At 71.6% G+C, this 23,217-nt stretch carries 16 protein-coding genes; 7 read left to right on the top strand and 9 right to left on the bottom strand.

The annotated features are described in order from the left end of the window. Window positions 1-38: 38 nt before the first annotated feature. The gene (gene hemQ / locus OHA81_RS24510) at window positions 39-752 is read right to left on the bottom strand and encodes a hydrogen peroxide-dependent heme synthase (RefSeq protein ID WP_329199249.1); all 714 of its coding nucleotides are present in this window, start codon (window positions 750-752) and stop codon (window positions 39-41) included. 23 nt (window positions 753-775) lie between these two features. Continuing rightward, window positions 776-2,236, bottom strand: a complete 1,461-nt coding sequence (gene hemG / locus OHA81_RS24505) for a protoporphyrinogen oxidase (RefSeq protein WP_329199247.1) — start codon at window positions 2,234-2,236, stop codon at window positions 776-778. A gap of 172 nt (window positions 2,237-2,408) precedes the next feature. Between hemG and OHA81_RS24500 the strand changes: the two genes are divergently transcribed. Beyond that, the gene (locus tag OHA81_RS24500) at window positions 2,409-3,791 is read left to right on the top strand and encodes an FAD-dependent oxidoreductase (RefSeq protein WP_329199245.1); all 1,383 of its coding nucleotides are present in this window, start codon (window positions 2,409-2,411) and stop codon (window positions 3,789-3,791) included. A gap of 154 nt (window positions 3,792-3,945) precedes the next feature. On the opposite strand, the gene hemE is transcribed toward OHA81_RS24500, so the two are convergent. Further along, entirely contained in the window at window positions 3,946-5,010 is a 1,065-nt protein-coding gene (gene hemE / locus OHA81_RS24495; protein ID WP_329199243.1) for a uroporphyrinogen decarboxylase, read from the bottom strand. Between the two features lie 91 nt (window positions 5,011-5,101). Here hemE and OHA81_RS24490 point away from each other — a divergent pair, with 91 nt between their 5' ends. The 5 genes from OHA81_RS24490 to OHA81_RS24470 all read left to right on the top strand — a co-directional run bounded on the left by OHA81_RS24490 (window position 5,102) and on the right by OHA81_RS24470 (window position 11,669). Beyond that, a complete protein-coding gene (locus OHA81_RS24490; RefSeq protein ID WP_329199242.1) occupies window positions 5,102-5,758 on the top strand; it encodes a DUF3000 domain-containing protein in 657 nt (218 codons plus the stop codon). Between the two features lie 272 nt (window positions 5,759-6,030). Beyond that, window positions 6,031-6,693 carry a helix-turn-helix transcriptional regulator gene (locus tag OHA81_RS24485; protein ID WP_007267191.1) on the top strand — a complete coding sequence of 221 codons (663 nt, stop codon included), beginning with the start codon at window positions 6,031-6,033 and terminating at the stop codon, window positions 6,691-6,693. 136 nt (window positions 6,694-6,829) lie between these two features. Further along, window positions 6,830-8,101 carry a ribonuclease D gene (locus OHA81_RS24480; RefSeq protein WP_329199239.1) on the top strand — a complete coding sequence of 424 codons (1,272 nt, stop codon included), beginning with the start codon at window positions 6,830-6,832 and terminating at the stop codon, window positions 8,099-8,101. A gap of 206 nt (window positions 8,102-8,307) precedes the next feature. Further along, complete coding sequence (locus OHA81_RS24475; RefSeq protein WP_329199237.1) at window positions 8,308-9,534, top strand: thiolase family protein; 1,227 nt, start codon at window positions 8,308-8,310, stop codon at window positions 9,532-9,534. Then, window positions 9,531-11,669, top strand: a complete 2,139-nt coding sequence (locus tag OHA81_RS24470) for a 3-hydroxyacyl-CoA dehydrogenase NAD-binding domain-containing protein (protein ID WP_329199235.1) — start codon at window positions 9,531-9,533, stop codon at window positions 11,667-11,669. The genes OHA81_RS24475 and OHA81_RS24470 overlap by 4 nt, the downstream gene beginning before the upstream one ends. An 88-nt stretch (window positions 11,670-11,757) precedes the next feature. Here OHA81_RS24470 and OHA81_RS24465 read toward each other — a convergent pair whose 3' ends face one another. The 6 genes from OHA81_RS24465 to OHA81_RS24440 all read right to left on the bottom strand — a co-directional run bounded on the left by OHA81_RS24465 (window position 11,758) and on the right by OHA81_RS24440 (window position 21,953). Continuing rightward, complete coding sequence (locus tag OHA81_RS24465; RefSeq protein ID WP_329199233.1) at window positions 11,758-13,029, bottom strand: phosphodiester glycosidase family protein; 1,272 nt, start codon at window positions 13,027-13,029, stop codon at window positions 11,758-11,760. Continuing rightward, window positions 13,013-13,729, bottom strand: coding sequence for an Ig-like domain-containing protein (locus OHA81_RS24460; protein ID WP_329199231.1), 717 nt, complete (start codon window positions 13,727-13,729; stop codon window positions 13,013-13,015). The genes OHA81_RS24465 and OHA81_RS24460 overlap by 17 nt, the downstream gene beginning before the upstream one ends. Next, window positions 13,726-14,493: a rhamnogalacturonan acetylesterase gene (locus OHA81_RS24455; RefSeq protein WP_329199229.1), complete on the bottom strand. Its 768-nt coding sequence runs from the start codon at window positions 14,491-14,493 to the stop codon at window positions 13,726-13,728. Before OHA81_RS24455 ends, OHA81_RS24460 begins: the two co-directional genes overlap by 4 nt. 21 nt (window positions 14,494-14,514) lie before the next feature. Then, window positions 14,515-18,954: a bifunctional glycosyltransferase/CDP-glycerol:glycerophosphate glycerophosphotransferase gene (locus OHA81_RS24450; protein ID WP_329199227.1), complete on the bottom strand. Its 4,440-nt coding sequence runs from the start codon at window positions 18,952-18,954 to the stop codon at window positions 14,515-14,517. Next, a complete protein-coding gene (locus tag OHA81_RS24445) occupies window positions 18,951-20,132 on the bottom strand; it encodes a CDP-alcohol phosphatidyltransferase family protein (protein ID WP_329199225.1) in 1,182 nt (393 codons plus the stop codon). Before OHA81_RS24445 ends, OHA81_RS24450 begins: the two co-directional genes overlap by 4 nt. Before the next feature lie 222 nt (window positions 20,133-20,354). Beyond that, window positions 20,355-21,953 (bottom strand): hypothetical protein, encoded by a 1,599-nt coding sequence (locus OHA81_RS24440; RefSeq protein ID WP_329199223.1) that lies wholly within the window; start codon window positions 21,951-21,953, stop codon window positions 20,355-20,357. 159 nt (window positions 21,954-22,112) lie between these two features. Between OHA81_RS24440 and OHA81_RS24435 the strand changes: the two genes are divergently transcribed. Then, on the top strand, window positions 22,113-23,183 hold the full coding sequence (locus tag OHA81_RS24435) for an LCP family protein (RefSeq protein ID WP_329199221.1): 1,071 nt from the start codon (window positions 22,113-22,115) through the stop codon (window positions 23,181-23,183). Window positions 23,184-23,217 lie beyond the last annotated feature (34 nt).

The following is a 23,217-nucleotide window of genomic DNA, read 5'->3' as shown; positions in this document are numbered from 1 at the left end:
GGAGCGGACTCCTCCGGTCCTTCCCCCCAGGGGAGGTATCAGGCGAGCCCGGCCACCAGATCGGCGACGGACTTGCGGCGTCCGGTGTAGAAGGGCACCTCTTCACGGACGTGCATACGGGCCTCGGAGGCACGCAGGTGACGCATGAGGTCGACGATGCGCCACAGTTCGTCGGCCTCGAAGGCCAGCAGCCACTCGTAGTCGCCGAGCGAGAACGAGGCGACGGTGTTGGCCCGCACGTCGGGGTAGCCGCGGGCCATCTTCCCGTGGTCGGCGAGCATGCGGCGGCGGTCCTCGTCGGGCAGCAGGTACCAGTCGTACGAGCGCACGAAGGGGTACACGCTGACGTACTCGCGCGGGTTCTCGTCGGCCAGGAAGGCCGGGATGTGGGACTTGTTGAACTCGGCCGGGCGGTGCAGGGCCATGTTCGACCAGACCGGCTCCAGGGAGCGGCCCAGCTTGGTGCGGCGGAAGAGGTTGTAGGCGCTCTGGAGCTCGTCCGCCGTCTCCGCGTGCCACCAGATCATGACGTCGGCGTCGGCGCGCAGGCCGGAGACGTCATAGGTGCCGCGGACGGTGATGTCCTTGGCGGCCAGCTGATCGAAGAGTTCCTGGACCTCGTCGGCGAAGCCGGTGCGGTCCTCCGGGAGAACGTCCTTCAGCTTGAAGACGGACCACAGGGTGTAGCGAATGACCTCGTTCAGGTCCTTCGCCTTCTTCCCCGCGTTGGGAATCTTCTCTGGTGCAGTCATGTGCCTATTGTCCCGTGTGCTGATCAGTGGTCTGTGCCAGGGGTGCCGAACGTGCCCCCGAGCGCTCCGAGCACCACGTCGGCGGCCTTGCCGGCGCTCGCGACGCACGCCGGGATCCCCACGCCGTCGTAGAGCGCGCCGCACACCGCGAGGCCGGGAAGGGCCGCGACGGCGGCGCGGACGCGGGCGACGCGGGCGAGGTGGCCGACGGGGTACTGGGGCAGGCCGCCGTCCCAGCGCGTGACGGTGGAGGCGACCGGGCGGGCCGCGAGGCCCACGGCCTCGCCGAGGTCGCGCAGGGAGACCTCGACCAGCTCGGCGTCCTCGCGCTCCAGCACGGCCTCGTCGCCGTGGCGGCCCACGGACGTGCGCAGCAGGAAGAGGTCCGGATCGGCGCCCGACCAGGCCCACTTGTTGCTGGAGAAGGTGGAGGCCTTGATGGTGCGGCCGTCGACGGGCGGCACGAGGAACCCGCTGGCCCCGCCGTCGGTGATCGCGGGCGGCAGGTCGGAGCGCCGGAAGGCCATCGTCACCAGGGCCACCGAGGCGTACTCGACGGCGCGCAGCTCCGCGGCGGCCGCGGGCGCGAGCGCGTCGAGCAGCCGGGCGGAGGCTCCGGCCGGGGTGGCCAGGACCACGCCGTCGGCCTCGATGACCTCGGACCCGGCGATCACGCGCCAGCCGTCGGACGTGCGGATGACCTCTTGCACGGGACGACCGGTGTGCAGGCGCGCTCCGGCGGCCCGGCAGGCCCCGGCCACCGCGAGCGGGAGCCGTCCGACGCCGCCCTCGATCCCGGCGAAGACCGGACCGCCCGCCTGGGGCAGTGCCTCCGCCCGGCGCCGCAGTTCCCGTACGCCCTCGCCCAGCAGCGCGTGCGTACGGGCGGCCTCGTAGAGCTGCGGCACGGCGGCCCGCATCGAGATCCGGTAGGCGTCGCCCGCGTAGACACCGCCGAGCAGCGGTTCCACGAGCCGGTCGACGACCTCACGGCCGAGGCGGGCGGCGACGTACTCGCCGACGGCGACGTCCTCGCCGATCTCCGCCGGCGCCAGCGTCGGCTCGGCCTCGATCCGGGCCAGGCCCTCGGCGGAGAGCACCCCGGAGGCGGCGAGGGGCTCCAAGTCGCCCGGGACGCCCATGACATGGCCGTGCGGCATGGGCCGCAGGGCTCCTCGGGTCCACAGGTGGGCGGTGGCGGTGGCGGGCGACTGGAGCGCGTCGCCGAGCCCCACGGCCCGGGCCAGGGCCACGGCTTCGGGGCGGCGGGCGAGCATGGATTCCGCGCCGAGGTCGACGGGGGCGCCCGCCAGTTCGCCGGCGTGCAGCTTGCCGCCGAGGCGGGGGCCGGCTTCCAGGAGCGTGACGCGGACGCCGTCGGTGAGCAGCCGGTGGGCGGCCGCGAGGCCGGCGATGCCACCGCCGATGACGACGACGTGGCCGGGGGTTCCCGGCCGGTCCGTACGCGTGTCCGCTTCGTGCATGCGCACATCGTCTCAGACCGATCAACGCGGCCGGGCCCCGGTCCTCGCGGCGACCGGTCCCGGGACCGGCAACGGGAACGGGAGCGGGACCGCGAACGGAACACGCATTCGGCCGTTCGCCCGTAGCGTGTCCTGCACGTGACGGCGGCGCAGGCGGAGGACGGTGCGGACGATGGCAGCGGAACGACTGGTGGTGGTCGGCGGCGACGCGGCGGGGATGGCCGCCGCTTCCCAGGCCCGGCGGTTGAAGGGCCCGGCGGAACTCGCCATCACCGCCTTCGAGCGGGGGCACTTCACCTCGTACTCGGCGTGCGGCATCCCGTACTGGATCGGCGGACGGGTCGCGCAGCGGGACGAGTTGATCGCCCGGTCCCCCGAGGAGCACCGGGCCCGTGACATCGACCTGCGCATGCGCACGGAGGTCGTGGAGCTCGACCTCGCGGGCCGGCGGGTCCGCAGCCGGGACCTCGAATCGGGCGCCGAGGGCTGGACGGAGTACGACAAGCTCGTGCTGGCGACGGGCGCCCGCCCGGTCCGCCCCCGCCTGCCCGGGATCGGCGCGCACGGGGTGCACGGGGTGCAGACCCTGGACGACGGGCAGCGCCTGATGGACACCCTGGAGCGGACCCGGGGCCGCAGGGCGGTCGTGGTCGGCGCCGGCTACATCGGCGTGGAGATGGCGGAGGCCCTGGTGGGGCGCGGCTTCGAGGTGACGGTGCTGCACCGCGGCGAGCAGCCGATGGCGACGCTGGACCCGGACATGGGCGCGCTGGTGCACGGCGCGATGAACCGCATGGGCATCCTTACGGTGGCCGGGGCCGAGGTGACGAAGATCCTCACGGACGAGGAGGGCCGGGCGGTGGCGGTGGCCACGGCGGCGGGTGCGGAGTACCCGGCGGACGTGGTCGTGCTGGGCATCGGCGTCGAGCCGCGTACCGCCCTGGCCCGGGCTGCGGGGCTGCCGCTCGGCGAGTCGGGCGGGCTGCTGACGGACCTGTCGATGCGGGTGCGGGGCCACGAGGACATCTGGTCGGGCGGCGACTGCGTGGAGGTCCTGGACCTGGTGGCGGGCCGCAACCGGCACATCCCGCTGGGCACGCACGCCAACAAGCACGGCCAGGTGATCGGCGCGGGCGTCGGCGGCGGCTACGCGACGTTCCCGGGAGTGGTGGGCACGGCGGTGAGCAAGGTGTGCGAGCTGGAGATCGCGCGGACGGGACTGCGCGAGAAGGACGCGCTGGCGGCGGGGCTGCGGTTCGTGACGGCGACGATCGAGTCGACCACGACGGCGGGGTACTACCCGGGCGCGGCGAAGATGACGGTCAAGATGCTGGCGGAGCGGCGGACGGGGCGGCTGCTGGGGGTGCAGATCGTCGGCGGGGCGGGGTCCGCGAAGCGGGTGGACATCGCCGCGGTGGCCTTGACGGCCGGTATGACGGTGGAGCAGGTCGTGTCCCTGGACCTGGGCTACGCGCCCCCCTTCTCCCCGGTCTGGGACCCGATCCTGGTCGCGGCCCGCAAGGCGGTGTCCGCGGTGCGGGCGGCCGGGGTGTGAACCCTGCGGGGCCGCGCCCCAAAACGTCGGCGGGGCTGGAGAATTCCAGCCCCGCCGGCGCTTGGGGCGCAGGTCCGGGCGGGGCCCGGGGCCCGGGGAACGGTGGAAGGGCGGGGCGGGGAGTGGCGCCGCGGGCACCCGCCCCCGGGACCGGCTAGCGCTGCGTGCGGGTGTGGACGTAGTCCACGAGGCGGGTCAGGGCGTCGGGGTCCGTGGTCGGCAGGACGCCGTGGCCCAGGTTGAAGACGTGGCCCTCCAGGCCGGCCGCGGCCGCGAGGACCTCGTCCGTCTTGGCCCGCACCGCGTCTTCGGTGGAGAACAGCACCGCCGGGTCAAGGTTGCCCTGGAGCGCCTTGCCGGGGCCGACCCGGCGGGCGGCCTCGTCGAGCGCGACCCGGTAGTCGACGCCCACGACGTCCGCGCCGGCCTCGCCCATCAGGCCGAGGAGCTCGCCCGTGCCCACGCCGAAGTGGATGCGCGGGACCCCGTACGAGGCGACGGATTGCAGGACCTTGGCCGACGCCGGCATCACCGAGCGGCGGTAGTCCGCCGGGGCCAGCGCGCCGACCCAGGAGTCGAAGAGCTGGACCGCGGAGGCCCCGGCCTCGATCTGGACCTTCAGGAAGGCGGAGGTGATCTCCGCGAGGCGGTCCAGCAGGTCGGCCCACAGCTCCGGGTCGCCGTACATCAGGGCCTTGGTGTGCTCGTGGTTCTTCGACGGGCCGCCCTCGACCAGGTAGCTCGCGAGGGTGAAAGGCGCGCCGGCGAAGCCGATCAACGGCGTGGAGCCGAGTTCACCCGTGAGCATGCCGATCGCCTCGGTGACGTACGAGACGTCCTCCGGGGTGAGGTCGCGCAGCTGTGCGAGGTCCTCACGGCGCCGGATCGGCTGGGCCACGACCGGGCCGACGCCCGGCTTGATGTCCAGGTCGACGCCGATGGCCTTGAGCGGCACCACGATGTCGGAGAAGAAGATCGCCGCGTCCACCTTGTGCCGGCGCACCGGCTGCAGCGTGATCTCGGTGACCAGGTCGGGGCGCATGCAGGACTCCAGCATGGCCGTGCCCTCGCGCACCTTGCGGTACTCGGGGAGGGAGCGCCCGGCCTGCCGCATGAACCACACGGGGGTGTGCGGCACCGGCTCGCGCCGGCACGCCTTCAGGAAGGCGGAATCGTACGTCTGACTCGGCTGGCCCGTCGGGCGGTCAATGGCGCTCACGACCCAAATCTTCGCACGTATGAAGAAGTGCCCGGCCCGGTGCGGGTGTCCCTGCGCCGCAGGGACGCTCGTTCCGCCTAGTCTTCCCCGCATGGCTGCGGCTCAGGGACGATTTTCAGATGGCGCTGACGGTATGGACAGCGCGAAGGAGAGCTCCGTCCCGCTCCCGTTCCGGCGGGCGGTCGACGGCTTGAAGAAGGCGCGGCTGCGGTCGGGGATCGAGATCGACCCCACGAAGCCGCCCCGGAAACTGGCCCCGCACGCCTACGCCCTGGAGGCGGCGGTCGTCGACGGCGAGGACGATCTGGCCGACGGCCGGCTGATCCTGCTCCACGATCCGGCGGGGCACGACGCCTGGCAGGGCACCTTCCGCCTGGTGACCCTCGTACGGGCGGAACTGGAGCCGGAGATGGCCGCGGACCCGCTCCTGCCGGAAGTCTCCTGGTCCTGGCTGACGGGGGCGCTGGACGCGCGCGGGCTGACGTACGGGGAGGCGAGCGGGACCGTGACCATGGCGAGCTCGCACTACTTCGGCGGTCTCGCGGAGCGGCGTCCGGCCACCCAGATCGAGATCAGGGCCTCCTGGACGCCCCGCGAGGGGGTGGGCGGGGTGCCGGACACCGCGGCGCACCTGTCGGCCTGGTGCGAGCTGCTGTGCCAGATCGCGGGGCTGCCGCCGGTGGGGCCGACGGACTCGGGAACGGGTGTGGTCTCCCTGCCACAACGGCGGGGGCCGCACCACCCGTGAGGGAAGGGCCGTACGGCCCAGGGGGGCCCGGCGGGGTGCCGGGCGGGCGCGTGTCGCCGCTCCGGAGTGTCAGAACTGGGCGCCCGTTGCGGCCTTCTGATCATCACTTGATCGATCATGCGTCCGAATTGCCCGAATTGTTACTCACCAAATCGTGATCATTCCCTAAAGCCGAGCGGGTGACGTGCCGAAAGAGTCAGTGACCATCAGCACGGAGCGCACCGGCTTCCTTCCCCGAGCCGGACGTCCCGCCACTCCCCCAGGAGGCCTAGGTGTCCGTTCTTCTCGAGCAGCCCGCAAGCCTGGTCGCCTACCGCCCGAACAAGCCGACGGCCATGGTCGTCGTGGCCGACCCGCGCGTCCGTTCCACCGTGACCCGCCATCTGTGGGCCCTCGGAGTACGTGATGTGATCGAGGCGTCGTCCATCGCGGAGGCCCGCCCCCGCGTCGGCAGCCCGCGCGACATCTGCGTGGCCGACGTACACCTGCCCGACGGTTCCGGTCTCACCCTGCTCTCCGAGACCCGCGCCGCCGGCTGGCCGAACGGCCTGGCCCTGTCCGCCGCCGACGACATCGGCGCCGTACGCAACGCCCTCGCGGGCGGAGTCAAGGGCTACGTCGTCACCGGCACCCGTACCAACATCGGGCTCCCCACCCGTCCCGGTGCCGCCCCCATCGGCGCCGCGGCCGCCCGTATGCACCGCCGCCCCCCGGGTGCCCCGAGCCACCCGGGCGGCTACCGCGAGCTCTCCGGCCGCGAGGTCGAGGTCCTGCGCCTCGTCGCGGAGGGCCAGTCCAACAAGGCCATCGGCGTTTCGATGGGCCTGTCCGCCCTGACCGTCAAGTCCCACCTCGCCCGGATCGCCCGCAAGCTGGGCACCGGTGACCGGGCCGGGATGGTCGCCGTCGCGCTGCGGACCGGGATCATCCACTGACCCCGCCCGGAGGCTCCTGGGCGACGTCCCGGGGAACCCCCGGGAAACGTCCGCGCCGCACCCCCGCTCCACCCCCGCGCCCGTCGACGGAACGTTCCGGCGACGGGCGCGTCACATCCACGGATACCCTTGAGCGGTGACCGACGCCCAAGAGACCGCAGCAGACCTGCGCACCACCACCGGGGGCGGCCCTCCGGACGACGTCGACAAGGCGCCGATTCCCTTGCTCGAACCCCGCGAGGGGATCCCCCCGGTGGTCGCCGACGACGACGCCCTGGCCCGGGTGGTCGCGGCCTTCGCCGCGGGCACCGGCCCCGTCGCCGTGGACGCCGAACGCGCCTCCGGATACCGGTACGGCCAGCGCGCCTACCTCGTGCAGCTGCGCCGCGAAGGCGCCGGATCGGCGTTGATCGACCCGGTCGGGTGCCCCGACCTGTCCACGCTGGGCGACGCCCTGAGCGGTACCGAGTGGATCCTGCACGCCGCCACCCAGGACCTGCCGTGCCTGCGTGAAATAGGCATGACCCCCACCTCCTTGTTCGACACCGAGCTGGCGGGCCGGCTGGCCGGCTTCCCGCGGGTCGGGCTGGGCGCGATGGTCGAGGGCGTGCTGGGCTACGTACTGGAGAAGGGCCACTCCGCGGTCGACTGGTCCACCCGCCCGCTCCCCGAACCGTGGCTGCGCTACGCGGCGCTCGACGTGGAGCTGCTGGTGGACCTGCGGGACGCGCTGGAGAGGGAACTGGACCGGCAGGGCAAGCTGGAATGGGCCCACCAGGAGTTCGAGGCGATCGCCTCCGCGCCGCCCGCCCCGCCCCGCAAGGACCCGTGGCGCCGTACGTCCGGCATGCACAAGGTGCGCCGGCGCCGGCAGATGGCCGTCGTGCGGGAGCTGTGGGAGTCGCGCGACCGGATCGCCCAGCGGCGCGACGTGTCGCCGGGCAAGGTGCTGGGTGACGCCGCGATCGTCGAGGCGGCCCTGGCCCTTCCGGCAAACGCCACCGCGCTGTCCGCGCTGCCCGGCTTCGGGCAGCGGATGGGGCGCCGGCAGCTGGAGCAGTGGATGGCCGCCGTGGACCGGGCGCGGGCGCTTCCCGAGAGCGAGCTGCCGCAGCCGGGCGCGACCCCGGCCGGCCCGCCGCCCCCGCGCGCCTGGGCGGACAAGGACCCGGCCGCGGCCGCACGGCTGTCGGCCGCCCGCGCCGCCGTCTCCGCGCTGGCGGAGGGGCTGAACCTGCCGCAGGAGAACCTGATCGCCCCGGACACGGTCCGCCGGCTGTGCTGGGAGCCGCCGCAGCGGCTGGAGCCGGAGACGGTGGCCGAGGCCCTGGCCGGCTACGGCGCCCGCCCGTGGCAGGTCGAGCAGGTCACCCCGGCCCTGGTCGAGGCGCTGGCCGCCACCGCCTGATCTCCACCGAAGCCCCCGGCCCCCGCCGGGGGCTTTCGCGTGCCCGCTCGGCGCCGGACGGCGGCGCGCGCGGTGTGACCTTCGCCGCTCCGCGGCCCGGGGGTGTCCACATGAGTTACTCACAAGTAGCATGGGCCGGGTGAGCGCCCGCTCAGTGAGCGGCGCCACGCGCAGCAGTGCCACCCCGCACCTGGAGGAGAGCCAACGTGCCTCGTACCGTCAGGGACGTCGTCTTCGTCGACGGCGTCCGCACCCCGTTCGGCAAGGCGGGCCCGAAGGGCATCTACCACGAGACCCGTGCCGACGACCTCGTCGTGAAGGCGATCCGGGAGCTGCTGCGCCGCAACCCGGACCTGGACCCCGCGAAGATCGACGAGGTCGCCATCGCCGCGACCACGCAGATCGGTGACCAGGGCCTGACGCTGGGCCGCACGGCCGGCATCCTCGCGGGCCTCCCGCAGTCGGTCCCGGGCTACTCGATCGACCGCATGTGCGCCGGCGCGCTGACCGCCGTGACCGCCGTCGCGGGCGGTGTGGCCTTCGGTGCCTACGACGTCGCCCTCGCCGGCGGTGTCGAGCACATGGGCCGCCACCCCATGGGTGAGGGCGTCGACCCCAACCCGCGCTTCGTCTCCGAGAAGCTGGTCGACGAGTCCGCCCTGTTCATGGGCATGACCGCCGAGAACCTGCACGACCGGTACCCGACGATCACCAAGCTCCGCGCCGACGAGTACGCCGTGCGCTCGCAGGAGAAGGCCGCCAAGGCGTACGCCGACGGCAAGATCCAGCAGGACCTGGTCCCGATCTCGGTGCGCAACACCAACGAGGCCGCGGGTGAGACGGGCTGGGGCCTGGTCACCTCCGACGAGCCGATGCGCCCGGGCACCACGCTGGAGAACCTGGCCGGCCTCAAGACCCCGTTCCGTACGCACGGCCGGGTCACCGCGGGCAACGCCGCCGGTCTCAACGACGGTGCCACCGCCGCGATCATCGCGTCCGAGGACTTCGCCCGGGAGAACAACCTCCCGGTCAAGATGCGCCTGGTCTCGTACTCCTTCGCGGGTGTCGAGCCGGAGGTCATGGGCTACGGCCCGATCCCGGCCACCGAGAAGGCCCTCGCCCAGGCCGGCCTGTCGATCTCCGACATCGGCCTGTTCGAGATCAACGAGGCGTTCGCGGTCCAGGTGCTCGCCTTCCTGGAGCACTACGGCATCGCCGACGACGACTCCCGCGTCAACCAGTACGGCGGCGCGATCGCGTTCGGCCACCCGCTCGCCTCCTCCGGCGTCCGCCTGATGACGCAGCTGGCCCGCCAGTTCGAGGAGCAGCCGCACGTCCGCTACGGCCTGACGACCATGTGCGTCGGCTTCGGCATGGGCGCGACGGTCATCTGGGAGAACCCGCACTTCACCTCCGAGGGAGACGCCAAGTGAGCACCACCACTGAGCTCCTCAAGGGCGCGGCCGAGCTGTTCCCGGACGAGGTCGTGACCCAGGCGCACGTACGCCACCTGGACCTGCCCTTCGGCGCCGGGCGCTTCGCGCTCATCACGCTGGACAACGGCTTCGACCACACCAAGCCGACCACCTTCGGCCCGCAGTCCCTCGCCAACCTGGACGCGGCGATCGACCAGGTCGAGCAGGAGGCCACCGCCGGCTCCATCGTCGGCGCGGGCATCACCGGCAAGCCGTTCATCTTCGCGGTCGGCGCCGACCTCAAGGGTGTCGAGCTCCTCAAGAACCACGACGAGGCGCTCGCCATCGGCAAGGGCGGCCACGACGTCTTCAAGCGCCTGTCGGCCCTGGCCGTCCCCACCTTCGCGTACTACAACGGTGCGGCGATGGGCGGCGGCGTCGAGGTCGGTCTGCACTGCACCTACCGCACCGTCTCGAAGGCCATCCCGGCCTTCTCCCTCCCCGAGGTCTTCCTCGGCCTGGTTCCCGGCTGGGGCGGCTGCGCCCTGCTGCCGAACCTCATCGGCGCGGAGCGCGCGGTCTCGGTCATCATCGAGAACTCGCTCAACCAGAACAAGCAGCTGCGCGGCAAGCAGGTCTTCGACCTGGGCATCGCCGACGCGCTGTTCGAGGGCGCGGACTTCCTGGAGCAGTCGCTCCTGTGGACCGCGAACGTCCTGAACGGCACCACCGAGGTCGTCCGCGCCGAGATCGAGCGCGGTGACGCCTGGGACGCGGCCGTCGCCAAGGGCCGCTTCCTCGCGGACTCCAAGGTGCACGGAGCCGCTCCGGCCGCCTACCGCGCGCTGGAGATCATCGCCGCGGCCAAGGACGGCGACCTCCAGGCCGGTTTCGACGCCGAGGACAAGGCCCTCGCCGACCTCATCATGGGCGGTGAACTGCGCTCGGGCATCTACGCCTTCAACCTGGTGCAGAAGCGCGCCAAGCGCCCGGCGGGCGCCCCGGACAAGTCGCTGGCCCGTCCGGTCACCAAGGTCGGCGTCGTCGGCGCGGGCCTGATGGCCTCGCAGCTGGCGCTGCTGTTCCTGCGCCGCCTGGAGGTGCCGGTGGTCCTCACCGACATCGACCAGGAGCGGGTGGACAAGGGCGTCGGCTACGTCCACGCCGAGATCCAGAAGCTGCTCGGCAAGGGCCGCATCAACCAGGACAAGGCCAACCGCCTGACCGCCCTGGTGAGCGGTGTCCTGGACAAGGCCGAGGGCTTCGCGGACGCGGACTTCATCATCGAGGCCGTGTTCGAGGAGATGTCCGTCAAGCAGAAGGTGTTCGCGGAGGTCGAGGCGGTCGCCCCGGCGCACGCGATCCTCGCCACCAACACCTCCTCGCTGTCGGTGTCGGAGATGGCCTCCAAGCTCCAGCACCCCGAGCGCGTGGTCGGTTTCCACTTCTTCAACCCCGTCGCGATCCTCCCGCTGCTGGAGATCGTCCGCGGTGAGCAGACGGACGACGCCTCGCTGGCGACGGCCTTCGGCGTGGCCAAGAAGCTGAAGAAGACCGCGGTCCTCACCAAGGACGCCCCGGCGTTCGTCGTGAACCGCATCCTGACCCGCTTCATGGGCGAGATCCAGAACGTCATCGACGAGGGCACCCCGGTCGAGACCGCGGAGAAGGCCATCGAGCCCCTCGGCCTGCCGATGTCCCCGCTGGTGCTGCTGGAGCTCGTGGGCCCGGCGATCGGCCTGCACGTCTCCGAGACGCTGAACCGCGCCTTCCCGGAGCGCTTCACCGTCTCCCCGAACCTCAAGCGGGTCGTCGAGGCCGGCAAGCGCGGCTTCTACGTCTACTCCGCCGAGAACGGCTTCAAGCCGGAGCTGGACCCCGAGGTCGCCGCGCTCCTGGTGCAGGGCGACTCGGTCCTGACCGAGGAGCAGGTGCGCGACCGCGTCCTGGACGCGGTGGCGCAGGAGATCGGCCTGATGCTGGAGGAGGGTGTCGTGGCCGAGGCCCAGGACATCGACCTCTGCCTCATCACGGGTGCCGGCTGGCCCTTCCACCTGGGCGGCATCACGCCGTACCTGGACCGCGAAGGCGTCTCCGAGCGGGTGAACGGCAAGAAGTTCCTCGCGCCCGGCCTGGCGAGCGTCCCGGCCTGACGGGTCGCCCCGGCGCGAAACGGCCGATGCCGCACCACCCCGGCGGGTGGTGCGGCATCGGCCGTTTCCGGCGGCAGCGCCGGGGCGCTCAGTGGTCGAAGAGCGCCAGCGCGTTGGCCACGGGCCGTTCCGTGACCGGTTGGCCCGCGGTCTCCCGGGGCCTGTTGCGCAGTTTCCCGCCCACGACCACGGTCGTGGATCCGCCGCCGTCGAGGCCGACGGCGTTCTCGGCGCCGAGCGAGGCCATGAGGTCTGCGGCCTCGCTGAGCGTGGCCCCTGCGCTCACCCGGGATTCCCGGCCGTCGACCGTCACCAGGAGGAGGGTGCCGTCCGCGGTGACTCCGGCCGCCGTGCGCGGGGCCCTCCTGGTGAGCGCGGCGTTTTCCCCGAGCGCGGACACGCCGTCACGCAGCAGCCGGTAGCGTCCACCGACCGCCGTGTCGACGGGCCCGGGCACCGTCCGCCCCATCGCGTCCTTCATCCGCACCGAGGGCGTGACCACACTGCCCTTGGGTGCGTGGGTGCGCAGCCAGTCGACGCCGGACCCGATCGCGTACAGCGTGCTGCCGTTCTTCGGCATGCTCCCGCCGGCCGGTTTGCGTACGCCCACCACCCGCCCGTCGGCGTCGAGCAGCGCCTCCATGCTGCCCGGGGGGCCGGGCGGAGTCCAGTCGCCCCACTCCTGCGTGAACACCACCAGCTCGCTCGTGTCCGTGCACAGCCCGCCGTACGGCTCCTGCATCGGTTCCTCGGTGTCGGACAGCCGGTCGCCACCGACCCCTCCGCAACCCAGTACGCGGCCCGGGACCCGGTTGAAACCGTCCAGTTCGTGGGCTTCACCGTCGTCCGACGTCACCTGCTCCTCGGTGCTGATCTCCTCGACGCGGGCATCGAGCCGGCCGCCGGTGTATCCGAGGAGCAGGGCCGGCCGGCCGTTCGTCGCCTCGCTGAGCACCTTGCCGCCCTCGGCGTACAGACCCAGTGGATCGCCTTCGTATCCGCTGTAGTACTTGCCGGTGTGGATGTCGAAGTAGGAGGCGTTGACGGCTGCCAGCGCCCCGGCCGACCCGGCCATCTCCCGTACCGTCTCGGCGCTCGCGAGGTTGGCGCCGTGCAGGCCGCCCACCCGGGCCCGGGCGTCGGGGGCGATGGTCAGCACGTGGACGTGCGAGGGCGAGCGTCCGTCGAGTTTCCCGACGAACGTGCGGTAGCCGACGCCCTGGGGCAGGACGACGTCGCGGACCTGCTCGTCCGGGGAGTCCCGGCCGTCCGGGGTGCCCGCCGGGCCCGAACAGCCCGTCAGGGCGAGGGCCGTCGTCAGCAAGACCGCCAGGGCGGTGCTTCTAGCCGTGGAAGACATTCAGCGCCCCCGGGGACATGCCGAGGTCACCGATGTGGATGACCACCTCTGACGGATGGGTGTGCCCCGCGGGGTCCTCGTAGGTGCAGGTGAACCGGTCGTAACCCTGGTAGGACGCGGGCGCCTGGTAGGTGAGCGAGCCGTCGGGGGCGCAGCTGAGCCTTCCGCGGCGGGCGGGGGAGACCGCGCTCAGTCTCAGCCCGTCGGCGGTTGATCCGGGCAGGGTGACGTGTCCGCCCGGGGCGAGGAGCAGCGGCCGGCCGGGGACCACCCGGCGGCGCACGTGGAAACCGCGGTCCTCGATACCGGCGGACGGGACGAGTTTGTCGCCCTGGGCGATCATGAGGCCGACCACGACGCGCGGCATCACGACGGAGCCGTCCGGGGCGTCGTCCCGCACCCTGACCACGCAGTCGGCGGTGATCGCCCGGGTCTGCGGGGCGAAGGCGGCGTACCTGCCGTTGGGCAGCCGGCGCAGGTGCTGCAGCTCCTCCAGGACCACCGCGCCGCCCAGGTCCTCGCCCAGGAGGTAGCCGTACGTCCGGTGGGCCCCGCCGCTCGGGGTCACCGTCATGGCGAGCCGGAAGCGCTGCCCGGGTACGAGCGCGAGCGCCGGATCGGCGGTGGCCGCCAGGTCGACCACACCCGAGTACGGGCCCTGCGCGACCCAGGCGCGGACCAGCGGGAACCAGCCGCTCATCGCCTGCCTCCCGTGGTCCGGGTCTTGGTCAGGTACGCGAAGGCGGCGTCGTCGGGGAACTCCAGGGCCCGGGCGGGGTCGAGGGCCGTCTCCACGTTCCGGAAGCAGGCGGCCGGCAGCAGGACCCGCGCCCGCATCTCGTTCGCGACGAAGCGGGCACACTCGATCGCGCCGGCGTCCCGCAGGTGGGTGTTGTCGGCCACGCCCTCGGGGTAGTTGGGGTGCTCCCCCGGTGCCAGGTGGAGGAATACCGCCCTGGTGCCTTCCGGGCCGGCCTGCCGCCACCAGGCGACGCTCCACTCGTTCAGGTCGATCAGAGGTACCGACAGCCGCACGGCCACCTCGCGCATCGCGGCCGGGTACAGGTGCAGCGGTCGGCGCATGTTGCCGAACCGGTCGAACACCCGCCGCTCGTGGGGAGTGACGAGCACCGGGTGCGCGCCCCGGTCCCGCGCCTCGTTCACGTAGTGCCGCAGATTGGCCTGGAACCTCTCGAAGGGCGCGGCGAACACGTCCTCCCCCGGCTTCATGTCGTTGAGGCCGAAGGAGATCAGCAGCAGGTCGCCGGGGGTGATCTGCTCCAGGATCCACCCCAGGCGCCCGCGCTGCACGAAGCTGGTGCTGCTCGCCCCGGCCCGCGCGCAATTGATCACCGCGGGCCCGTGGAGGAACAGGGGCAGGGCCTGGCCCCAACCGGCCATGGGGGCCCTGCTGCGCTGGCGGTCACAGACGGTGGATTCGCCCGCCAGGAATACCGACGTCATGGTGCGACTGTCACGTACCTCTCAGAACTCCCCGAAGCCGCGTGCTCCGAGGTACAGCTGCGCCCGCTGGTCACCCACGGCGTTCGCATCCATCGTTTCGATCACCTGGTAGGCGCGCTCGCAGTTCGAGGTGTCGCGCAGGACGAAGAACTCCTCGGCGCGCTGCCGGTACCGGGGCTCCACCTCGAAGTCCCGGCCCATGGTCGCGATGATCTCGTCGACCGCGTGGTCGACGGTACGGCAGGCCGGACCGAAGCCGTCGCGCGCCAGGTCGAAGTAGCCGCGCTTGTAGTGCTTGCTGTAGAAGGACTCGTCGTCGAAGTTCGTGTAGACGACGGGCTTGCCCATGTAGGCCACGTCGAAGAAGACGGACGAGTAGTCGGTGACCAGCATCGAGCACTCGCGCATCGCGAGCTGCACGTCCCGGCCGGTCGAGGACACGGTGATCGACGGATGGTCGATCTTGAAGTGGTTGAGGTAGGGCCGGATCTCGTAGTGCGGCATGAACTCCAGCTCGACGCCGTAGTACTGGAGCGCCTTCAGCAGCCGCTCGTTGCGCAGCAGCGAGGAGAAGAAGCGGTAGTACTCGGACGCGGGGAACGGGATCTCGGGCTTGGCCGCCTTGTTGTAGGACGGTGCCACGATGTCCCGGCGCCAGGTCGGCATGACCAGCACCCGTCGCAGCCCGGGCACCGGCTCCAGGGCGTCGAAGCGCGGCAGGCCGGTCGCCGCGACGCGCTGGTACCCGTAGCCGCAGTGCTCGGCGTAGTAGGACCGCTCGCTGCGCCCCGTGGTGAGCACCATGTCGACGTTGGTGGCCTGGCCGTGGACCGAGGCGACGACGTCGTTGTAGACGACACCGTGCTGGAGGAAGACCCGCTTGTAGCGCAGCAGGTCGCCGTAGCCCCGCAGGAAGGCGCGCTTGTGCAGGCCCGGGAAGCCGAGGTAGGCCTCCAGGTCGTAGGCGTTGATCAGGCGTTCCGCATGGAGCAGGTACGCCCGGTGCTTCCACGACAGCCGGTCGATGACCTGCCCGAAGCGGGCGACCTTGTCCCAGTCGGGGGAGTCTCCGTTGAGGGAGTAGTAGATCTTGCACTTGGGCCGGTTCTGCCGGATCCAGGCGAACAGGTGGTAGCTGTTGTCCTGCGCGGTGTCCTCGCGCTCGCCGATGATCCATATGCCCCGGCCGTGCAGGTAGGGGTAGGTCAGCCAGTACATCAGGCGGGTGCGCCAGCCGGGGCGGCCAGGGAGCGAGTTGCGCAGTTCCCGGCCGAACCGGCGCAGCTTGTCCTTGCGCCGGGCCAGGAAGCCGCGCACCCAGCGGACGGTGACCTGTTCGTCGTCGTCGATCGACAGGACGAAGCGCCGGCGTCCCGAGGTGTGCACCCCCTTGAAGCGGTGCAGCATCTGCCGGGCCGCCACGTGGATGTCGTGGTGGAGGTCGCCGCTGAGCACGCGGACGGTCAGGGTCAGCTCCGCGTTGCGCAGCGTGTCGAGCGCCGACGGGCGGACCGTGGCGCGCCAGCCGGAGAGCCAGTCCTGGTTCTTGCGGGTACGCCAGCGGTCGCGCCGGTAGACCTGCTCCACGGGAATGGTCACCTCCCGCTCCCCGTCGGACAGCACCAGCTGGACGCGGTTGGTGAAGGCGGTGTCGATGTCCACGCCGGAGAAGACGAGGAGCCCTTCGAAATGCATCTCGTCGTCGTCCCAGACGAACGTCTCCAGGACGGCGCCGGCCCGCTGGATGCGCAGCAGCCTGGTCTGCACCGGGTCGCTCGCGAGCCTGCGGTACATCCCCTGTTCGTCGAGGAAGAGGGTGGGCAGGTAGTCGGGCTTGCCGAGCGGGTCGGCGAAGAGGTCGAGGTTGCCCGTGACGATCGCGTGGTGCTGGACCCTGGACTGGGGATGCGTCGCGTACTGGAGGATCACGTCGTCGGGGATCGGGCCGTAGACGGATTTCAGCAGGGGCAGGACCGCGGCGAGCTCCGGTCTGCTCATGATCCTGTGCATGTTGCGGACGTAGGGCTGGGTCGTACGGACCACGAAACGCTGGGCCAGGCGCACGACGCGGGCCGGGGCTCCGTGGACCGAGTCCAGGACGTACGCGGCCAGGCGGACCCGGTCCACCGCCTTGACGGGGTCGTTCCAGGGGTGGTCGAAGAGCGAGTCCTGCTTCTGCTCCTCGCGTTCGAAGAAGCGCGCGTCCGCTGCGGTGGTCACCGACTTCGCGTAGAGCACGGCCGGGACGGTGAACCAGTCGTCCTCGGGGCCGGGGCCCGGGCCGCAGCGGAAGCCGTGCGTACGGACGTGGGAGGTCTTGAAGAGCTTCCCGCCGAGCAGCGTGGAGAAGACCAGGTACGGTGCGTCCGCCAGTCTGCGGACGGGCTGCTTGGCACTGAAGTACCGCTGCCACGGCTCGTCCGCGCCGCGCCACGGGCCCGGGAAGTTGTCCGCCTGGCCCACGACCACGTCGGCGCCCCGGACCCGGCGGGCCGCGGTGAGCAGCCTGCCGACGGAGTCCTCGCCGAGGATGTCCCGGGCGCGTGCGAACATCACGTAGGGGGCCGCGACGTACCGCAGCCCGTGGTCGAAGGCGGTGCGCACGCCGAGGCGGTGCTGGGTGACGACGAGGGCGTTGCGGTAGTAGGCCGCGAAGGCCGCCAATTGCTGCGCGGTGCTGTCGCTCGACCCGTCGTCGACGAACACCACCTGGGTGACGGGGAAGCTGCGCTGCGCGACGAGCGAGGAGAGGAACTCGCGCAGGTGGTACTCGTCGTTGTGGCACTGGACCACGATCGCCGCCTCGTACTGCTCGGGCGGCGCGGCGGGGACGGCCGGGGCGACGTCCTGCCACCACAGCCAGGGGGTGCCCCGCTCGGAGGTGGTGACCTGCCGTCGCTCGGTCTCCGGGCGCAGGCCCAGGTTGCCGCTGACGGTCTCGTAGACCTCCAGGACGCCGGCCTTGCCGGGGTGGCGCAGGCCGGTGACGTCGAGGCCGCTGATGTTCAGGGCGGTGGAGGCGCGTTCGCCGTCGTGGCGGAGCTGGACGAAGAAGTTCCAGTGGCCCGCCTGGTCGGCCTTGTCCACGGCGGAGGCGAGGTCCACCGTGCTGTGGTAGCGGATCCAGTCCGCGTCGATCTCCACGCCGCTGACGGGGAAGCGGTAGTCCGTCTTGGTGCTGCGTCGCCGCAGCACCGCGATGAGCTCGACCTTGTCGTCGGGGCGGAACCGGCCGAACTGGTTGCGTATCGCGCCCGAGATGTGCAGTTCGCCGTCGACCAGCTCGACCGACGTCGCCTGGTTGTACAGGCGGGCGTCGGCGAGCTTCTGGCCGGTCAGCTCCAGCTCGGTGACCTCGAGGAACCGCTCGGCGTCGGGGTGGCCGAGCAGCGACGCCGACCAGAACACCCGGCCGTCCCGCTCGACGATGTCGGAGCTGATGACGCTGCGGCGGCGCATGTAGTCGGAGGCCGAGACCGCGATGTCGGCCCGGCCGTGCATCAGCCCGAAGGCACGCACCCGCTCCATGGGTCCGCACAGCTCGAATGCGGCGGGTTCGAGCGTGCGCAGGTACGGGGCCACGGCGGCCAGGAAACCGTTGTGGTAGGCGCGGTCGCCGGTGCGCAGCTCGGGGGTGTAGAGACGCAGGTCGTGCGAGAGGAACTTGGCGGCCTTGCGGGCCAGCAGGTCCGGGCGGCCCACGCTGTACAGGAAGCTGTCGGTGTACTGGTGGACCATGATGCGGTCGCGGATGCTGCGCAGTTCGCCCCGCCGGTTGGTGATCGAGGGCTGGTCCGACTCCCGCTCCCACATCCACCGGTAGACGGGGGTGGCGAGGAGGGTCAGGGACCGGGCGTGGTAGTTCGCGACGGTGGAGAAGTACGTGTCCTCGAAGAAGACGCCCTCGGGGAAGCGGATGCCGAAGCTGTCGAGGAAGTCGCGGCGGTACAGTTTGCCGGCCGCGATCGGGTCCTCGAAGAGCTCCGGCATGGCCCCCAGGCCCCCCACCGTCTGCTCGGCGGGGTACAGCTGCGGCTGCCAGACGGTGATCTCGTCGGTGGCGAGGTTGATGCGTACGACACGGCCGGCGGTGACCTCGGACCCCGTCGTGAGGGCGGAGGAGAGCAGCGTCTCGACGGCCTTGAGCGGAAGCTCGTCGTCCGCGTCGAGGAACATCACGAACTGGCCGGATGCGGCTTCGATGCCGTTGTTGCGGGGGGCGCCGCAGCCGCCGCTGTTGTGCGGCCGCTCGATGACGCGGACCCGGCCGTCCCGGCCGGCGAACTGGCGGGCGACCCCGAGGGTGTTGTCGGTGGAGCAGTCGTCGACGACGAGCACCTCGATGCCGCGGTGCGTCTGGGCCAGGGCCGACTGGAGCGCTCGGGCGAGCGTGGCGCTCGCGTTGAAGGCCGGGATGACGATGGTGACGCGGTACTGCGACGGGTCGACCGGGAAGCTCATCTGGGGTGGCGCTCCGGTTCGGCGTAGTCAGGTCGCGGCGACGGCTGGGACGGGATCTTGTGCAGCTGCATGGTGTCGGTCACACCACCCGTGTACTCGTCCGTGTAGGGCCGCGGGTACGGCTGGAAGCCGGGGTCCTCGTACGGCTCGGGCGCGGGGAACATCTGGTCGGCCCGCATCGCGCGCGCGTCGTCCTCGCCGCGGCGACGGTGGCGTCCGGCGTGCAGGTGGGGGGCGATGGAACCGGCGCGCGAGGGGGTGTTGCCCGGGTCGAGCCGTTCCATCGTGCGCGTGAAGTCGCGGGTGGAGAGCCAGAACTTGAACATGATGACGAGCTCGAAGGCGCCCATCAGCACGGCCGACACGGCGGTGGTCCACAGCACGTGGCCGATGACCGGGCCCACGATGAAGATGAACATCTGGAACTCGATGCCGCTGATGAGGTGCGGCCGGATGCGGCTCTGCACCAGGGCGTGGCGGACCCGCGCGTACCAGGGGAAGCGCTCGCGGAACTGCTGGTGCAGGTCGATGACCTCGGCCCGGTCGGTCTCGGCCTTCTCCCGCTTGAGTGCGTCGGCCTCGCCCAGGGGGTTCTCGCGCAGCAGGTCTTCGATGAAGACGACCTTGCGCTCCTCCTCCTCGAGCCCCTGCTCCGCCTGGCGGGCGAGGGTGACCGCCTCGATCTTGTTCCGCATGGACATGCGCATCTTGTAGATCTGGAGGGCGTCCACGTAGCGGAGCATGTCGAGGAAGATCACGGCGAGGGCCGCGAGGAGGTAGATCTCCTCGTCGTGGAGCAGGAACTGACCGCCCATCAGGGCCAGCGCGCAGAAGAGCACGCGGATGCGGTCGAAGACGTAGTCGAGCCAGCCGCCGAAGATGGTGCCGTTGCCCTTGAGGCGGGCGAGCTTGCCGTCGATGCAGTCGAGGATGAAGCTGACGTGGTAGAGGGCCGCGCCGATGCACAGGGAGAGCCAGTCGCCCTGGAGGAAGAACCAGGCCGAGCCGAGGCCCACGTAGAGCGCGGCCCAGGTCACGCGGTTGGGCGTCACGAAGTTCCAACGGGCGAACAGACAGACGAGGCGGGTCGCCACCGGGTCGACCAGAAGGACCGTCCACCAGGCGTCCCGCTTTTTGCAGGTCAGCTTCTGGACGGCCTTTAGTGACAGCTTGGACATAACCCCTCAGTCGTCGACGGCGTCGAACCTGGCCTACAGGGACGCCAACGCTCGAACCCACGAGCACGGGCGACAGCAGGCGCCGCCACCGTGACGCCAAACGTTCACCTATGTTTTAGATAAAGGGCGCTCAACGACCATAACAAGTCACATGTGACACCAGCCAGAGCGCAAGATGACAACTGAAGTCACCAAACCCCGTGTGAACCACCAGAACACCTCTTATTGAACGTCCCAGCGAGTGAACTCCAGGCCAGAGGATCCCAGTTGCTGGCGGGCGACACGCAGCCTTCCGTCCCTTCCGACTGTGGCGATCACCACACGGCCCCGGCGATCGAATGCGGCCGCCGGTGGAACCAAGGAGGGTTCTCCGGACTCCGCCCACCACACGCCCGTGTCGGGCCGCCCGTCCGGGTGCGCGCCGATGGCCGTCACTCCCCCGGCGCCGCCGCGCACGAGGACCGTGCAGCCCCACCCCTGGATGTCGGCGCCGGCCACCCCGCCGACCGGGCCGGCCCCGTCCGGGCCGCCGAGGCCGATCGGCACCTGCGCGCCCGGCCACCAGACGCAGACCTCGTTGCTGCCGGCGTAGCGGAAGCGGACCTGGCCGGCCTCGGGGGCCGCGCACAGGCTCCCCGGGTACGGGCTCACCGGGATCCGGCCGTCCTCCGCCCACCCCGAGGCCGCGTCCCGCCGGTACCAGTGCACCGCGGCCTGGGCGTCGCGCGCCCTTGCCACCATGTGCACCCCGCCGTCGGCGGCCGGGAAGGCGGTCAGTTCGTCGGCGGTCCGCATTCCTCCGAGCGTTTCCCAGCCGCTCAGGACCCCCTTGGGCGACTGCCTCCGCGCGCTGACACTGTGCCCGAAATTGCGGACGAACAGGTGCAGGACGCCCGCGGCGTCGAAGGTGGCCGCCGGAAAGCCGACTTCGCGGGCCTTCTGCCAGCTCGCGGCATTGGGGTTGCCGATCGAGGTCCAGGGGCCGACCGGACGGCCCGTCTGGTACTGCGTCGTACAGACCACCTCGACCGCGAAACCGCCCTCTTTGCGCTTGGTCCGGCTCAGCCCGATCAGGTGCGCGTAGCCCTCGGGACCCCGTAGCACGGTCAGCCCGGGCATCAGTTCCGGGCCTTCGAGCAGTTCCGGACCCCGCCACCCCTCTGCCTCGGTGGCCCCCTCGGTCCAGCGGACCACGCCGGCGGCCGTGGGCAGGTAGGCGGACAGCCGGCCGTCCGTCCCGGCCGACAGCCACCGGGTGGGCAGCGGGTAGCGGGTGGACGCCTCGGCAGGCAGGCCGGCTTCCGCGCCCGCCCTGCGGCAGTCGACGAAGACCGGGGTGCCGGCGGCCAGCTGGTAGCGCCGGGCGGCCCTGAGCGCACTGCGGGCCACCCGGCCGCGCGCCTCGGGCTCGTTGACCACCGGCAGCTTGCGTTCGCGGTCGACGCCGTCGTGAACGGGATCCGGATCGAGGGTCCGTACGCGCAGCGGCCGGATGTCGTGGAGGGCGTCGAGGATCTGGCCGGTGAGGTTGCCCGCCTCCGCGTCGAGGAAGAACGGTTCTCCGGGGAAGGCGCAGCCGCGCCCGCGCGCCTGGGTGACGGCCGCTTCCAACGCGCGGAGTTCGGCGTCGCCGCCGCCGTCGAGACAGACGACCTCGATCACGGAGCCGGCCGGTTCGGAGCGGATGAGGGGAACGGCCTCCGCGGGGCCGGCCACGACGATCGCCACCGGCGCCGCGCGGCCCGGCCGCGGGTCGGTACCCGGCAGGGGTTCGCGGGACGTCTCACCGCGTCGGGCACGGCGTCTGGTTGCTCGGGCCACGGCTTCCTCTCCTCTTACCTGGCGCCTCGCGGACTCCGGGATTTCCGCTTCACCACCGACCAGGAGGACGATAAGCGCTCTCCCGTTCGACTTAGAAATCTGCTTATAGTGCAGCGGCATTCGGACATCCGCCCCAGGCCCCCCGAGGATTCGAGCAGTATGACCCAAGACACCGCCACCCGCAGGCGCCGCCGGACCGCGGACCGGGGGGTACGCCCGCGCAAGCGCCGAGTGTTGCGGATCGTCCTGCTCGTGGTCGCCGTGCTGGTCCTGGGCGCCGCGGGCGCCGGCTGGTGGGCCTACAGCCACCTCAACGGCAACATCGACAGCGTCGACCTGGACCGGGCCATCGGGGACAACCGGCCGCCCAAGGTGGTCGAGAACGCGCAGAACGTCCTGGTGCTGGGGTCCGATTCACGGGCCGGCGCCAACGGGGACCTGGACCACGGCGACGTCAGCGGAGCGCGCTCCGACACCGCGATGCTGGTCCACATACCGGAGGGCCGGTCCAGGGCCACCGCGGTCAGCATCCCCCGCGACACCCTGATCAGCCGGCCCGAGTGCAAGGACGGGGACGGGGCCACCGTGCCGGCCGCGAACCGGGTCATGTTCAACTCCGTCTACTCGGTGGCCGGCCCGGCCTGCGTGGTCAAGACCGTCGAACAGCTCTCCGGGATCCGGGTGGACCACTTCGTCGAGGTGGACTTCGCCGGCTTCAAGGACCTCGTGGACGCCCTCGGCGGGGTCACCGTCACCCTCGACAAGCCGATGAGCGGAGCCAAGGGCGGCCTCAAGCTGGACGCGGGCACCCACCGGCTGAACGGCACCGATTCCCTCAAGTTCGTCCGTACCCGCTACGGCTACGGCGACGGCAGCGACCTCGGACGCATAGGCCTCCAGCAGAAGTTCATGCTGGCGATGCTGGCCGAGATGAAGAACCAGGACGCCCTCGGCAACCCGGCTCGGCTCTACAAGCTGGCGGACGCCGGCACCAAGTCGCTCACCACCGACTCCCAGCTCGCCTCGCTGACCGCCCTGGCCGACTTCGCGCAGAGCATGAAGGGCGTCGACCCGGCCACGATGGAGACCATCATGCTGCCGGTCGACTACGACAAGGTCGACCGGAACCGGGTGGTCGTCGCCCAGCCCCAGGCCTCCCAGCTGTGGGACGCCCTGCGCGCGGACCAGAAGATCCCCGCTTCGGCGAAGGACTCCCCCACCAAGGGCTGAACCGGCCGCCGCGCCCGCGCCCTTCGCCGATCAG

Origin of the sequence: Streptomyces sp. NBC_00667 (genome assembly GCF_036226825.1) — a bacterium.
Classification (GTDB): Bacteria; Actinomycetota; Actinomycetes; order Streptomycetales; family Streptomycetaceae; genus Streptomyces.
The sequence above is the reverse complement of the archived record's forward strand: the minus strand, read 5'-3'. Positions and strand labels throughout refer to the sequence as shown.

Excerpts from the sequence above, each read along its gene's own strand:
- hemQ (WP_329199249.1), bottom strand. The coding sequence starts at position 752 with ATGACTGCACCAGAGAAGATTCCCAACGCGGGGAAGAAGGCGAAGGAC.
- hemG (WP_329199247.1), bottom strand. The coding sequence starts at position 2,236 with ATGCACGAAGCGGACACGCGTACGGACCGGCCGGGAACCCCCGGCCAC.
- OHA81_RS24500 (WP_329199245.1), top strand. The coding sequence starts at position 2,409 with ATGGCAGCGGAACGACTGGTGGTGGTCGGCGGCGACGCGGCGGGGATG.
- OHA81_RS24490 (WP_329199242.1), top strand. The coding sequence starts at position 5,102 with ATGGCTGCGGCTCAGGGACGATTTTCAGATGGCGCTGACGGTATGGAC.
- OHA81_RS24465 (WP_329199233.1), bottom strand. The coding sequence starts at position 13,029 with ATGTCTTCCACGGCTAGAAGCACCGCCCTGGCGGTCTTGCTGACGACG.
- OHA81_RS24460 (WP_329199231.1), bottom strand. The coding sequence starts at position 13,729 with ATGAGCGGCTGGTTCCCGCTGGTCCGCGCCTGGGTCGCGCAGGGCCCG.
- OHA81_RS24455 (WP_329199229.1), bottom strand. The coding sequence starts at position 14,493 with ATGACGTCGGTATTCCTGGCGGGCGAATCCACCGTCTGTGACCGCCAG.
- OHA81_RS24450 (WP_329199227.1), bottom strand. The coding sequence starts at position 18,954 with ATGAGCTTCCCGGTCGACCCGTCGCAGTACCGCGTCACCATCGTCATC.
- OHA81_RS24445 (WP_329199225.1), bottom strand. The coding sequence starts at position 20,132 with ATGTCCAAGCTGTCACTAAAGGCCGTCCAGAAGCTGACCTGCAAAAAG.
- OHA81_RS24435 (WP_329199221.1), top strand. The coding sequence starts at position 22,113 with ATGACCCAAGACACCGCCACCCGCAGGCGCCGCCGGACCGCGGACCGG.